Source organism: Nocardia jiangxiensis NBRC 101359 (assembly GCF_000308615.1).
Lineage (GTDB): Bacteria > Actinomycetota > Actinomycetes > Mycobacteriales > Mycobacteriaceae > Nocardia > Nocardia jiangxiensis.
The window spans coordinates 77,872-91,580 of the sequence record NZ_BAGB01000063.1 but is presented as its reverse complement, the minus strand read 5'-3'; the positions used below and the strand labels follow the sequence as shown (position 1 = coordinate 91,580).

9 protein-coding genes, 1 tRNA gene and 1 pseudogene are annotated in these 13,709 nt (G+C 66.6%); 8 read left to right on the top strand and 3 right to left on the bottom strand.

From position 1 onward, the window contains the following. On the bottom strand, positions 1-1,947 hold a 1,947-nt coding region (locus ON40_RS28610), incomplete at its 3' end, for a recombinase family protein (RefSeq protein ID WP_040827990.1). A gap of 136 nt (positions 1,948-2,083) precedes the next feature. Next, complete coding sequence (locus ON40_RS56160) at positions 2,084-2,380, bottom strand: DUF5372 family protein (RefSeq protein WP_373281988.1); 297 nt, start codon at positions 2,378-2,380, stop codon at positions 2,084-2,086. On the opposite strand from ON40_RS56160, the gene ON40_RS49310 reads away from it, so the two are divergent. The 3 genes and pseudogenes from ON40_RS49310 to ON40_RS56155 form a co-directional block, all read left to right on the top strand. After that, positions 2,341-5,355 (top strand): PrgI family protein, encoded by a 3,015-nt coding sequence (locus tag ON40_RS49310; protein WP_063713107.1) that lies wholly within the window; start codon positions 2,341-2,343, stop codon positions 5,353-5,355. The genes ON40_RS56160 and ON40_RS49310 overlap by 40 nt on opposite strands. Before the next feature lie 175 nt (positions 5,356-5,530). After that, a complete protein-coding gene (locus tag ON40_RS52130) occupies positions 5,531-5,764 on the top strand; it encodes a hypothetical protein (RefSeq protein WP_157186446.1) in 234 nt (77 codons plus the stop codon). A 159-nt stretch (positions 5,765-5,923) separates the two neighbouring features. Next, positions 5,924-7,018 (top strand): annotated as a pseudogene (locus ON40_RS56155) (recombinase family protein); the annotation flags it as partial. Between the two features lie 667 nt (positions 7,019-7,685). On the opposite strand, the gene ON40_RS28595 reads toward ON40_RS56155, so the two are convergent. Continuing rightward, positions 7,686-7,758, bottom strand: a tRNA-Ala gene (locus tag ON40_RS28595). A gap of 319 nt (positions 7,759-8,077) precedes the next feature. On the opposite strand from ON40_RS28595, the gene ON40_RS28590 reads away from it, so the two are divergent. The 5 genes from ON40_RS28590 (at position 8,078) to ON40_RS28565 (ending at position 13,574) form a co-directional block, all read left to right on the top strand. Continuing rightward, the gene (locus tag ON40_RS28590) at positions 8,078-8,521 is read left to right on the top strand and encodes a GyrI-like domain-containing protein (RefSeq protein WP_040827959.1); all 444 of its coding nucleotides are present in this window, start codon (positions 8,078-8,080) and stop codon (positions 8,519-8,521) included. Further along, positions 8,518-8,952, top strand: coding sequence for an effector binding domain-containing protein (locus ON40_RS28585; protein ID WP_040827958.1), 435 nt, complete (start codon positions 8,518-8,520; stop codon positions 8,950-8,952). The genes ON40_RS28590 and ON40_RS28585 overlap by 4 nt, the downstream gene beginning before the upstream one ends. Before the next feature lie 538 nt (positions 8,953-9,490). Next, positions 9,491-11,305: a putative bifunctional diguanylate cyclase/phosphodiesterase gene (locus ON40_RS28575; RefSeq protein WP_051193677.1), complete on the top strand. Its 1,815-nt coding sequence runs from the start codon at positions 9,491-9,493 to the stop codon at positions 11,303-11,305. A 163-nt stretch (positions 11,306-11,468) separates the two neighbouring features. After that, a complete protein-coding gene (locus ON40_RS28570) occupies positions 11,469-12,596 on the top strand; it encodes a glycosyltransferase (protein ID WP_040827955.1) in 1,128 nt (375 codons plus the stop codon). Between the two features lie 114 nt (positions 12,597-12,710). Next, entirely contained in the window at positions 12,711-13,574 is an 864-nt protein-coding gene (locus ON40_RS28565) for an SDR family oxidoreductase (RefSeq protein ID WP_051193671.1), read from the top strand. Positions 13,575-13,709: the final 135 nt, after the last annotated feature.

Genomic DNA, 13,709 nt, shown 5'->3' with positions numbered 1-13,709 from the left:
CGCCTGGTGATCGCGTCGGGCGGGCACGAGGTCGTGGCGGATCCAGTAATAGATCGCTTTGGTCGTGACACCCAACGCTGCGGCGGCCTGTGTCACGCTGAGCTCGCCGTCGTGGACGGCGGCGGTGCGTGGGGCGGGGATGGTGTAGGTGTCGCGGATTCTGGCGACGGCCTCGGCGTCGAACCGCCGTCCTTTGCCGGTCCTCAGGCCGGCGGTGTTGAGTTCGTCGGCGAGTTGCTGGCTGGTTTTCACCGCGCCGTGTCGGCGGATGATCTCGAGCGCGGTGGTCGTCGTGCGGCCGACGCTGTTGCGGTTGGCGGTGATCTCGTCGGTGGCGCCGGTGTGCCAGCGCACCCCGATCCGGACTTGCCCGGAATCGGCGGTCGGCAGCAGTGTGACATCAGCGATCAGTGTGCGCAGCAACCGCTTTCGGTCGCGGGGGCTGGTATCGGGGTCGTTCCACAATCCCGGCAGGTCAGCGGCCAGCGCCTCCAGTGTCGAGCGCGGAGGCAGGGGCGGTTTGGCCGCCCGCGCGGTGTCCAACGCCGCTTGTGCCTCGGCCAACGCGGCGAGCTTGGCTTCCCATCGTGCTTCCAAGCTCCTTGCTACCAAACGATTTTCGGGCTCGACCTGGGAGAAGGCGCGTTCGGCGCGATCAGCGTCGTAGCGGGCGCGTTCCACCGCGAGCTCGGCAGCCCGATGCGACCGCATGTGCCGGTCGGTGACCTCGTCGGCCACCGCCAACGCCGACGCTATCTGGGCCGGGGTGACCGCGTCGAGCAGCAACCGGCCGACGACCTTGTCCACCGTCGAGGCGACAACACCGCGGCATTGCGCCGTCTTGGCGTGGTCGCGGGCAGCGCAACAGAAATAGAACCCGTTGCGGGCGCCGCCGTATCGGGTCCCCATCCGCCCGCCGCAACCACCGCAATAAATGATTCCCTGACACAACGCGCTGCCCTCACGCGGCGGACGAGCACCGACGCCGGTTTGGTTGGCCGCGAGCTTGGCCTCGTTGTCCAGGAACTGCTGCCAGCTGATGTAGCCCTCGTGATGGTCGTGGATCAGCACGGTCCAGTCCTCACGGGCACGTTTGCGTCGCGCCGAACGCACCGTGCCGTCGGGCTGGACCCGGCGTTTGTCGTAGCTGCGGCCGTAGGAATAGGCACCGGCGTACGCGGGATTCTTCAACGCCTGCAGCACCCGCTGGTGGACGAGCTTTCCCCACTTCAACCGGCCCGCCCACACTCCGCCGTAGGCGCGTTGCGGGAACAGCCGCCCCGTCTCGGCGAACGCCGCGACGACCCCGTAGGCCGATCCGGTGCGGGCGAACTCGGCGAACAGATCCTCCACCGCGGTGCGGACCTGTTCGTCAGGATCGATCACCACCATGCCGTCGAGGTCGTAGACGAACCCGACCGCGAGCTGGGCCCGCAACTCACCTCGGTGCGCCGCGGCCAGTTTCGCGCCGTGCAACCGTCCGGCGAGCAGGTGGAGCTCGGCCTCCGACATCGATCCCTTGAGCCCCAGCAACAACCGGTCGTTGACATCGCCCAGGTCGTAGACGCCGTCGCCATCGATGAGCAACGTATCGGTCAGCCGCGCCAACTCCAGCAGCCGCGCGAACTCCGCCGAGGACCGCGCCAGCCGCGAGACCTCCAGTCCGAAGATCGCGCCGACCTCGCCGAGGCACACCCGCGAGATCAGCTCCCGGAAACCGTCGCGGTCGGACCCGAACCGCCCCGACACCCCGAGATCGGCGTCGACGATGACGACCTGCTCGGACGTCCAGCCGAGTCTGACCGCTACGTCGGACAACCCGTATTGGCGCGCGGTCGATTCGGCGTGCTCGCGGACCTGCATCGCCGTGGACTGCCGCACGTAGACCACCGCGCTGCGGGACCGATGCGCCGTGCTGATCTTCGTCGCGCCGTTCACCGCAACCACCACCAGATCCCTTGCGCAGCAACGACTCGACCATGTTCGCCACGGCCATCACCGCCTCGCCGCACCACGTCGCGGCCACCACGCCTCATCTCCGAACCTGCCCGACCGACACCGGCCGGATCCAGCGTCTTCAAGATCATCTTTCACTCACCTGCTCGCCGCCCGAACAGCGCCCCCGCATGGCATCGATCACCGCACGTAGAGCTGTCAAACCGTCGGCAGCCAACCGCTGATCACCTTGCGGCGCACCGCGATCGGTCCACTCCTGCCGCAACGTCACCCGCGCCCGACCGTCGACCTCGCACACGAACCTCAACCCTGTTCGGGACCGGCGTTCGAACAACACCGGCAACTGCCTGCCGCACAACGGATGAAAAGGATGCGTGACCACCAATGAGCTACCACGAGACCCGGACGAACGGGTCCTTAGCATTTCGTATCCCCGCCGATGTCGAGCGCCGCGACCGCTTGATCGGACCGTTCACCTCCCGCCAGCTCGCCATCCTCGCCGCGACCGGAGTACTCCTCTATCTGGGGTGGATGGGCACGCGCACGGTGATCGCGCCGCTGGTGTTCGTGGCCGGAGCGGTCCCGATCGGCGTCATCGTCACGGTCCTGATCTCCACCACCCGCGACGGCCTCTCGGTCGACCAGTTGCTGCTCGCGGCGATCCGCCATCGGCTCCGGCCCCGTCACCTGGTCCGCGACCCCGGCCGCATCGCGGCGGTGCCACGCTGGGTCACCGACGAGGCGGTGCGGGGACCTCGGCCGCCGGTCCCGGCGGAGTTGTCCGCCGAGACCGCGCGGCTACCGCAGACGGTCACCAGCAGCACCAGCGGGATCGGTGTGGTGGATCTCGGTGCCGACGGGCTCGCGGTCATCGCCGCGGCCAGCAGCGTGAACCTCGCGCTGCGGACCCCGGCCGAGCAAGACAGCCTGGTGGCCCAGTTGGGTGGCTGGCTACACACGCTGCGCCAACCCGTCCAGATCCTGATCCGGTCCGCACGCCTGGACCTGAACCCGCACCTGTCGGGCTTGGACGCCGCCACCGCAGACATGTCACCCGAGCTGGCCACCGCCGCCCGCGATCACGCCGACCACCTCACCGACCTCGCCGCCGCAGAAGACCTGATCGCGCACCAAGTGCTCCTGGTCTGGCGCGAACCACTCCACACCCCCGCCGCACCCGCGCCATCAGCGGGCCTGTCGTGGCTGCCCCCGGGACATCGCCGCTCGCGGGGCCGAGCCTCGCTCGCGGCGCGGCGTGCCACCGAGTCCCGGCTCGTGCGGCGCCTGAGTGAAGCCACCGAACTCCTGGCCCCGCTCGGGGTCACCGTGACCGCCCTGGACGAGGCGCAAGCCACCACCGTGCTGGCCGGCTGCTGTAACCCGGGCAGCCTCGTGGCTTCTTCAGCGGACCTCGCCAGCCCAAGGGAGATCATCACCGCCCGCGACAGCGAGCACACCCTCGATGCCGGCCTCGGTCTCGAGGACGACGAATCCGCCGTGCAGGCATGCAGTTTCGGACCCGAGTCGCTCTCGATCCGGCCCCGTCACCTCGAAGTCGGGTCGGACTACGTGGCGACCCTGGCCGTGAGCGGGTTTCCCCGGGAAGTCACCTCCGGCTGGCTCACCCCGCTGCTCTCACACCCCGGGCGGCTCGACATCTCCGTGCACGTCGACCCGATCGACCCGGTCACCGCCGCCGCACGGCTACGCCGCCAGCTCGCCCGCCTGGAATCCTCCCGCCTGCACGACACCAACCGCGGCCGACTCGCCGACCCCCACCTCGATGTCGCGGTCGAAGACGCCGCCGAACTCTCCGCCCGCGTTGCCCGCGCTGAGGCCCGCCTGTACCGGGTCGGGGTGTATTTGACCGTGCACGCCGGTTCCGAAGCCGAGCTGGCGGACGAGATCGCCGCGGTGCGGGCCCTGGCGGCGAGCCTGCTCGTGGACACCTGCCCGCTCAGCTTCCGCGCCGCACAAGCCTGGGTGACCACATTGCCGGTTGGGTTGGACCTGATCGAGATGCAGCGCACCTTCGACACCACCGCCCTGGCAGCCGCGTTCCCGTTCGACTCCCCGCAACTCTCGACCCCGGACCCGATCACCGCCACCAGCCCGCCCGGGGTGCTCTACGGCCGCGACGCGGCGTCGGGTTTGGTGTTCGTGGACCGGTTCGCGCCCGAGGCCCACAACCACAACATGGTCGTGCTGGGCCGCAGCGGCGCGGGCAAGTCGTACCTGGTCAAAACCGAGATCCTGCGCTCGCTCTACCGGGGAATCGAACAGGTGATCATCGACCCCGAAGACGAATACCGGCGCTTGGCCGACGCCGTCGGCGGCGCGCACCTGCGCCTCGGTGCTCCCGGGGTCCGGCTCAACCCGTTCGACCTGGAAATCCACACCCGCCTCGATGGCCGCCGCACCGCGCCTGCCGACGCGATCACCCGCCGGAAACTGTTCCTGCACACCCTCATCCAAGTCCTGCTCGGTGAACAGACCCCCACCCAGCGAGCAGTGCTCGACACCGCCCTGACTGCCACCTACGCCGCATCCGGCATCACCGACGAGCCCGCCACCTGGACCCGGCCCGCACCCACCCTGGGCATGCTGCGCGATCAGCTGGCCGAGTTCGGTACCACGGCCGCCGATGATCTGGCCGCCGCGCTGCACCCGTTCGTCGACGGCGGCGCGTACGCCGGGCTCCTGGACGGGCACACCACCACCGAACCCGACGCCGGACTCGTGGTGTTCTCCCTGCGCGACCTGCCCGAGGAACTCAAAACCATCGGCACACTCCTAGCCCTGGACGCGACCTGGCGGCGCGTCTCCAACCCCGCCACCCGACGCCCACGCATGGTCACCGTCGACGAGGCATGGACCATCATGCGCCAACCCGTCGGAGCCGAATTCTTATTCAAAGCCGCGAAAAGCGGCCGGAAACATTGGACAGGACTTACTGTCGCCACCCAAGACTCCGCTGATGTTTTGTCCACCGAACTCGGACGCGCGATCGTCTCCAACGCCGCCACTCAAATTCTGCTCCGCCAAGCCCCCCAAGCCATCGACGACGTCGCGGCTGCTTTCAAACTCTCCGACGGTGAACAACAATTCTTATTGTCCGCAGCTCAGGGAAGTGGACTGCTCGCAGTCAGCGGCACTGACCGCACCATATTCGCCTCCCTCGCCTCACCCACCGAACACGCCCTCATTACGACCTCCCCGGAGTTCGACCTTCTCGAGACGCTCGACGACGACAGCAACACCGATATCGATCTGCCCACACTGCCGCCACCCACCGACTCGACGCACCAGGACACCGACGACGTGGGCCCCGGCCTCGACGCCGCCAGCAACACCGGGCCCGATTGGGACGTGCTCATCGGGCTACCGGATGCGGCATGAACCCGGATCCTCACCACCGGCACCGCGCGAAGAACACCCACCCGAGGCCACCGCGCAAGGCGCAGGGGCCCGAACAACGTATTCCTGCGGTGCAACACCGGTACGCGACAGCGAACGGAATTCAGGAACGCTACGGCCTGCGTCGGGATCGTGACGCACATGAAGGAGCTCAATCATGACTGCACGGAGTAAGCGTCACAAAAAAGTATCCTCTGAATCCGGCGCTCACCGGATTGTGGTCCGCGGCTCTCGCCACGATCCACCAGACGCCCGCAAACTGGCTGGGGTAATCGTCAGCCTGGCCGAATCGCTTGCATTAATGGGTGAAGAAACAAACGCGACCACATCCGACGAGACGATAATATCAATCGACGACGATTCGGTCGAAGGCCGTTCAGCGGCGGCATAGAAATACCTGACCGGTTTGGTAATATTGAAAATCCATTCGATAAAACAGTGAATATCGACTCCATTTTTGCGCGAAAAGATCTGCACGACTTCCCGAGGTCGGGTGGTGCTTCCGTGCTGTCGAGACCGCTGTTTGCGAACGAAAAGGAGAGAGTGTTTCATGGCCAGTGCTTACGCGGAACTCGACGACGAGTGGTCGCTGGAGGAAGTCGTCGCCACAACTGCCCACACCGTGCCGACGACGGGGGTGGAACCGGGAACCCGGGCGGTCATCTACTTGCGGGTGTCCTCGCCCGGTCAGGTCAAAACCGACTACGACCCTGAAGGCAACTCCATTCCCGCCCAGCGCAAGAGGTGCGAGAACAAGGCAGAACAACTCGGCCTGACCATCGTGGACGAATACATCGAGCCGGGACGCTCGGCAACCGAGATGTCGAAACGAGTTGCCTTCCAACAAATGCTCGCCCGCGTACGCACCGCGCGTGATGTCGACTACGTCATCGTCTACAAGCTGTCCCGCATGGCGCGTAACCGCCTCGATGACGCCATTGTCATGGCGGATCTCCGCAAACGTGGCGTCACCCTCGTCTCGGCCACCGAGAACATCGACGACTCACCCGTCGGCCAGCTCATGCACGGCATCCTGGCCACCTTCAACGAATACCAATCGCGCGAATCCGGAGCCGACATCGCCTACAAGATGGGGCAGAAGGCCCGCAACGGAGGCACCATCGGTCGCGCCCGCCTGGGCTACCTCAACGTGATCGACCGATTCGACGGCCGCGAGATCCGCACTATCGCGGTCGACACGGAACGAGCGCCATTGGTGAAGCTCGCCTTCGAGTTGTACGCCACCAACGGCTACACCCTCGATGACTTGTCCGAAGAACTCTACGACCGTGGCCTACGCACCAGGCCCACCCTGAAACACCCCGCCAAACAGGTATCGATCAACAAACTGTCCAAGATGCTGCGGGACCGCTACTACCTCGGCTACGTGCACTACGACGACGAGGAAATCCGCGGCCGACACGAACCCCTCATCGACGAAGACCTGTTCGATCGGGTCCAAGACGTTATCGGCTCACGTGCCACTGCCGGTGAGCGTCGACGGGTGCACCACCACTACCTGAAGGGATCCCTGTACTGCGCGCGCTGCAAACGCGCTGGCATCACCCAGCGCATGACCCTCCAGCACACCGTCAAATCCCGAGGCGCCGAGTACACCTACTTCTTCTGCCGCAACAGACGGAACGGCACCTGTGACGCACCGCACATCAACGTCGCCCTCGTCGAAGACGCGGTCGAAGCCCACTACGTCACCGTCCGGTTCAACCCAGAGTTCATCCTCGAAGTCCGCGGGCACATCGCCAGCGTGATCGAGGAACGGGACGTCGCCGAGCGGCTACTCCACAAACAACTCGCCACCGAGCTGCACGCACTGGACACCCGCGAAGACAACCTGATCGAGTTGGCCGCCGATGCGGCGACGCCGCAGCCGAAGATCAAAGTCAAACTTCGCGAGTTAGCCCGCGAGCGCCAACGCCTGACCGAACGGATGGCCAGCACAACCGAGAACCTGTCCGACAGCGCCAGACTCATCGAGATGGCACTCGAAGTACTCGAAGACCCACAAAAGTTATATCGGCGATGCAACGATCAACAGCGTCGAATGTTGAACCAGACCATCTTCCACGCCCTGTACATCGACGACGAACAGATCACCGACCACAGCATGCGTGAACCGTTCAGCCGTCTCCACGCCGTCCAACACGCCCGGCAATCCAACCGGCCCGCGCCCGACGACCCGAATGCCCAGACCGCAGAAACCAGCAACGCCACCCCTTCGCAAGGAAGCGGTGGCGTTGACGTCCTACTGCACGGCATTGACCTAGCGCCGTGTTCTAATAAGCCCCCCAAGGTGGAGCTAAGGGGAATCGAACCCCTGACCTTCTCGATGCGAACGAGACGCGCTACCAACTGCGCTATAGCCCCGTGGTTCGTTTCCGAACCGACGTTGGAGAACTGTAGCAGGTGGGTGGGGGAGACTCCGAATCGGCTGGTGGGGAGGGGTTTGTTGGTGGGTGGGGAGTGGGGTGGGGGTTCACATGGTGGGCTGCGGGGAGGGGCGGGGCAAAATTGCCGATAATTTGCGATCCGGGTGGGGGTGGTGGGTGGCGAACCGGGTGGTTGGCGGGGGCTCGTGTCGGATATATCTCACAGGGCGGGTTGATAGCATGACGGTCCTGGGCGGACGTGTCCGGCTGCGCATGCGTGCTTGCGTGCGCGAATACTTTCGAAAGAGTTGTCTGCCATGCAGTTTGAGATCCTCGAGCGGGACGAGACGTGGGTTGCGGGGCTGCCCGTGCGAAGCCCCAGGCGCGCGCTCGGAGAACTGCGTGATCGGAATCTGGACGCGGCGTGGGGCGCGGTTCTGCACCAGGAGCTCGGCGGGCCGCTGGCCTGCGCGTATACCGATTATTCGGCGGATATGAGCACGTTCAACACGCAGATCGTCGGATATCGGTGCAGCTCGTTCGACCAGGTCACCCGGGGGCATATCGTGGCGCGGTTACCGCGGGGTGTTTATGCGCGGTTCTCCTCGGTGGGGAACTTTCCGCAGATCATGACCGATCTGTGGACGCAGATCGCCTACGCCGAGGAACACAACCAGATCAAGCGGACTCATACCGGGGATCTCGAGTGCTATCCGCATGCCTACAAGATCGAGCTGTATCTGGCGGTCGACCCGCGATGAGTTACACGATCGTACTGCGCGACCAGGCGATCTACGGTGGTCTGGTGGTGCCGCGGGTGCGGCCCAGTTTCAAGGTCAGCAACAGCGAACTGATCGAATTCCTGCGCGACCGGCTGCGCGACCGCGACGATGGCGCCGATCGGCCGCTGTACACGGTGTACGTCCCGGATCCGGCCGGGAACTACAACGTTCTGGTCAGTTACGACTACCCGGTCGTTGACGTGATCCCGGCCGGTGACGTGCTGGTCCGGGTGCCCAACGGCGTGTACGCGCGGTTCGAGCCGAACGGGGACTACCACGATCCGGTCGAGGATGTGTGGGCCCAGGTCGACGATGCGACCGCCTCGGCTGAGATCACCCGGGCCTACCACGAGGAGATCGAGATCTGGCGCGGGCCGAAGGTCGAGTTGTACATCTCGATCCTGGTGTAACCAGCGCAGATAGCTACTGGGTAGCCATTTTAGAACCAACCGGTCTTCCCATTCCGCCCGATTGCCAAAGTCACCGCTCTGACCAGGGACTATTTGGGACCTTGGGCCCCGGTTCCGGAAGATTTGCCGGATGTCTGGTCAATTCCTGTTCGATGACGGATACTGCCTTAGCGACCAACCCCGGGCAGCGGCCACGATCCGGCCGATACGAGGAGGGTCGCGGGAAGGGCGCGGTATCGCGCAGCAACGGAGTAGGAATTCATGACAGTCGCAGCGGCCCGTCACCCCGTGTTCGCAGGGATTTCCCGGGAGTTCGCCGATACACTAGCGTCACTCGAGGACAGTTTCCTGGGCCTACTGGACGGGCCTGTCCATGAGATCATGGCGTTGGTGTTCCGTCTGAGGTATGCCGCCCGCACTACGGTCCGCAGCAGGCGGTTCCCGGTGCCGGGCATGAGTTCCCGCAGCTGACGCGATCGGAGATAAGGTGCCTCGGCGGACACTCGACTCACTGGTGACACAGGTCGCCTCGGAGTTGATGGGTGTCGACGCCACCACCCTGGTGGCGGCGACGGAACGTGTGCTCGCAAGCCTGATCGAGCATTTCGACGTGGACTTCTGTTATCTGCGACGGACCGATCGTGAGCGTCGCGCCACCATCCTGGTCGCCGAGTGGCCGCCGCGGCAGTGCGTGCCGGACCCGGACCCGTTGGGAATCGTCTACTTCGACGACCCGGACCCCGCGTTCAAGGCCTTCGAACATGCCACCGAGCCGGTCATCGTGCGGCCCGGCAAGGCGTTCACCCCGTATCGCGACCTCGCCCGCCGCACCGCCGGTATCACCGAGCTGACCTCCGCGGCCGTCCCGCTGCTGTCCCGCGGCGCGCCGATCGGGCTGCTGGGCTTCATCAAACTGGGTGACCGCGAGTGGAGCACCCGCGAACTCAACGTGCTCAAGGCGATCGCCTCGCTGTTCGCGCAGTTGCAGGCGCGGGTCGAGGCCGAGGAGCGGCTGCGCTACATCGCCATGCACGACGACCTGACCGGCCTGGCGAACCGGCGGGCCCTGCTGGAATACATGGAGGAGCGGCTACAGCCGGGCAATCCGGGGCCGGTCGCCGCGTTCTTCCTGGATCTGGATCGGCTCAAGGCGCTCAACGACTTCCTCGGACACACCGCGGGCGACAATTTCATCCGCACGCTCTCCACGCGACTGCGCGAACATCTGGATCCCGCCGACATGATCGCGCGCCTGGGTGGCGACGAATTCGTCATCGTCCCGGCCAAACCCATGGAGGCGGTCGAGGCCGAACTCGAGGGCACCCGCTTGCAGCAGCTCATCGCCCGGCGGGTCACCGTCGGGGAGGAGTCGGTCAGCCGGGCCGCGAGCGTCGGTGTGGCCGTGGGGATTCCCGGCGAGGCGACCGTCGCCGACGTGCTGCGCCGGGCCGATCACGCGCTGCTGTCGGCGAAGTCCGGCGGCGGCAACGGGGTCGCGGTGTTCACCGACGCGATGCGCGCGCAGTTCGAACTGCAGGACGACGTCGAACTCAACCTGCGCAGCGCGGTCTCGGACGGTTCGCTGCTGCTGCACTATCAGCCCGAGGTCGATCTGCGCACCGGGCGGATCGTGGCGCTCGAGGCGCTGGTGCGGTGGCAGCATCCCACTCGCGGACTACTGCCGCCGGGAGCGTTCGTCGGGGTCGCCGAGGCGACGAATCTGGCCGGGGAACTCGGCCGCTGGGTGATCCGCACCGCCTGTGCGCAATTCGCGCAGTGGCGCCAGCAGGGCCTGGCCTCCAACGTCGTGATCCGGATCAACGTCTCGCCGGTGCAGCTGGTCAGCCTGGATTTCGTGGAATCGATCGAGGACACCCTGCGCAGCAACGGAATCGACGGCAGTTCGGTCTGCCTGGAGATCACCGAACACGTCGTGGTGCAGGATCTCGCGCGCACCCAGCTGACCCTGCGCGGGCTCAAGCGGATGGGCGTGCAGATCGCGATCGACGATTTCGGCACGGGCTACAGTTCGCTCTCGCACCTCAAGGCCCTGCCGGTGGACGCGGTGAAGATCGATCGCGGATTCGTGCAGCGGCTCGGGGTCAGCACCGATGATCTGGCGATCGTGAAATCCATCGTCGGCCTGGCCGGGTCGTTCGGGCTCGGCGTGGTGGGCGAGGGAGTGGAGACGGCGGTCGCCGCGCGCACCCTGGTCGGGCTGGGCTGCTATCGGGCGCAGGGCTTCCTCATCGCGCGGCCGCTGCCGCCCGAGGCCGTCCGGACGCACCTGTCGGCCGGGCGGATTCCGCTCGATCTGGAACTTCCCCGGGTGTCGCGGACCGCCAAGCAGTAGCCTCCCCAGGGGATCGCGGCGCTGTCTGGGCTGTGGTGATCCCATTCGGAGATGCCGTGCGAACCCATCCCGGGCCGGGCTGCACCAGTCGGTCGGCGATACTTCCATCCTTGTTCACTCGGTGTTGCCCCGCTGGGCCGTATACCGCTGGACGATCAGGCGCGTGCGCATCGTTCAGCTGGCCAACTTCTACGGGCCGCGGTCGGGGGGATTACGGACGGCGCTGCATCATCTCGGATCGGGATATGTGGCCGCCGGACACGAGGTCGTGTTGATCGTGCCCGGACCGCGTCGGGACGAACAGATCCTGCCCGGTGGAGTACTTCGAATCACTTTGCCCGCCTTACAGATTCCCTGGACGCACGGCTACCGCGCGGTCGATCCGCGCCGGGTCGCCGATGTGCTGAGCGGATTGCGGCCCGACGTACTCGAGGTGTCGGATCGGTTGACGCTGCGGGGTTTCGGGCGCTGGGCGCGCAAGCGGGACGTGGCCGGGGTGATGATCTCGCACGAACGACTGGACCGGCTGATCGGCCAGGCGCTGCCCGGGCCGATGGCCCGCCGGGCCGCCGACGTGGCAAATCGGCGAACCGCCCAGGACTACGACATCGTGGTGTGCACAACGGAGTTCGCGCGGGCGGAGTTCGCGCGGATCGACGCGCCGAACGTCGAGTTGGTGCCGCTGGGCGTGGATCTGGAGATGTTCGCCCCGCACCGGCACGACGGGGTGGTGCGGGCGAGTTTCGCCGCCGCGGGCAATCCGCTGCTGGTGCACTGCGGACGGTTGTCGGTGGAGAAGCGGGTGGATCGCAGTATCGAGGCGATCAGCGCACTGCGCCGGGACGGGGTGGACGCACGGTTGATCGTGGCCGGGGACGGTCCGCGCCGCGAAGCGCTCGAACGCCGGGCGCGCGGGCTGACGCCGCTGCCCGATGGTCGTTCCGCGGTGCACTTCACCGGTTTCATCGCCGAACGCACCCGGTTGGCGACCCTGCTGGCCAGCGCCGACGTCTCGCTGGCTCCCGGACCGCACGAGACGTTCGGCCTGGCCGCGCTCGAGGCGCTGGCGGCCGGGACGCCGGTGGTGGCCAGCCGGTCCTCGGCGCTGGCCGATATCGTGACCGCCGAATGTGGTGCGGTCGCCGCGAACGATCCGGCGGATTTCGCGCGGGCGGTGACCGAGGTGCTCGCGCGCCCATCGGCCGATCGCCGGCGTGCCGCGCGCAGCCGCGCCGAGCAGTTCACCTGGCCCGCGGCCGTGTCCCGGATGCTGCACGTGCTGGGCGCATAGGGGACGGATCCGGGTCCGCGTACGGATGCACCCCGTATGCTCCTGGGGAGCACGGCAAGTGGCCGAGCGCCGATCATCGGATCGGTCCGGCGTCCGCATGAGCAGAGGAACGGTGTGCACGATCGCCTGAAATCCGTGAGCGGTAAGAAGGTTCTGATCACCGGAGCCGCCAGCGGCATCGGCCGGGCGACGGCGCTGGCCGCCGCGCGCGAGGGTGCAGAACTGGTGCTGACCGATATCGCCGCCGACGGGCTGGCGGACACGGTCCGGGTCATCGGCGACGACGGCGGCAAGGTGCTGCTCGCCCGGGATCTGGACCTCACCGATTACGACGCGGTCACCGCCTTCGCGACCGAGGTGCACGATCGGCACGGCAGTCTCGACGTGGTGATGAATATCGCCGGGACCTCGGCCTGGGGCACGGTGGAGAATCTCGAGCACCGGCACTGGCGTCGGATGGTCGATGTCAATCTGATGGGCCCGATCCACGTCATCGAGAATTTCGTGCCGCCGATGGTGCGGGCCGGGCGCGGCGGCGCGCTGGTGAACGTGTCCTCGGCGGCCGGGCTGCTGGCCTTCCCGTGGCATGCGGCGTACAGCGCGTCCAAATTCGGTGTGCGCGGGCTGTCGGAGGTGTTGCGGTTCGATCTGGCGCGACACGGGATCTCGGTGCGGCTGGTGGTGCCCGGCGCGGTGGACACGCCGCTGGTGCGCAGCGTGGAGATCGCCGGGGTGAATCAGGACGATCCGCGGATTCAACGGTATATCAAGCAGTTTCAGCGTCACGCCAAGACGCCCGAGCAGGTGGCCGCGATCATCCTGCGGGGTATCGAGCGCAATCGCTTCCTGGTGCACACCTCGTTCGACGTGCGATTCGGTTACTGGTGGGCGCGAAAGTTCGCCTGGCCGTACGAGATCGTGATGCGCAAGGCCAACGACGGCTTCGACAGCATCTACCAGCGGGTAACACGCAGCTAATTTTGGCCTCCGCTTCGCTCCGGCGGTTGGCGGCCCCTTGAGTCTCACCGGTCGGCCCCGTGTCGGATACTCGTTCCTCGCACCCGCCACGCGTCCGACCGGCGAGACGGGCCGCGAACAGGTGTTGGCGTCGTC

Excerpts from the sequence above, each read along its gene's own strand:
- ON40_RS49310 (WP_063713107.1), top strand. The coding sequence starts at position 2,341 with ATGAGCTACCACGAGACCCGGACGAACGGGTCCTTAGCATTTCGTATC.
- ON40_RS56160 (WP_373281988.1), bottom strand. The coding sequence starts at position 2,380 with ATGCTAAGGACCCGTTCGTCCGGGTCTCGTGGTAGCTCATTGGTGGTC.
- ON40_RS52130 (WP_157186446.1), top strand. The coding sequence starts at position 5,531 with ATGACTGCACGGAGTAAGCGTCACAAAAAAGTATCCTCTGAATCCGGC.
- ON40_RS28590 (WP_040827959.1), top strand. The coding sequence starts at position 8,078 with ATGCAGTTTGAGATCCTCGAGCGGGACGAGACGTGGGTTGCGGGGCTG.
- ON40_RS28585 (WP_040827958.1), top strand. The coding sequence starts at position 8,518 with ATGAGTTACACGATCGTACTGCGCGACCAGGCGATCTACGGTGGTCTG.
- ON40_RS28575 (WP_051193677.1), top strand. The coding sequence starts at position 9,491 with ATGGGTGTCGACGCCACCACCCTGGTGGCGGCGACGGAACGTGTGCTC.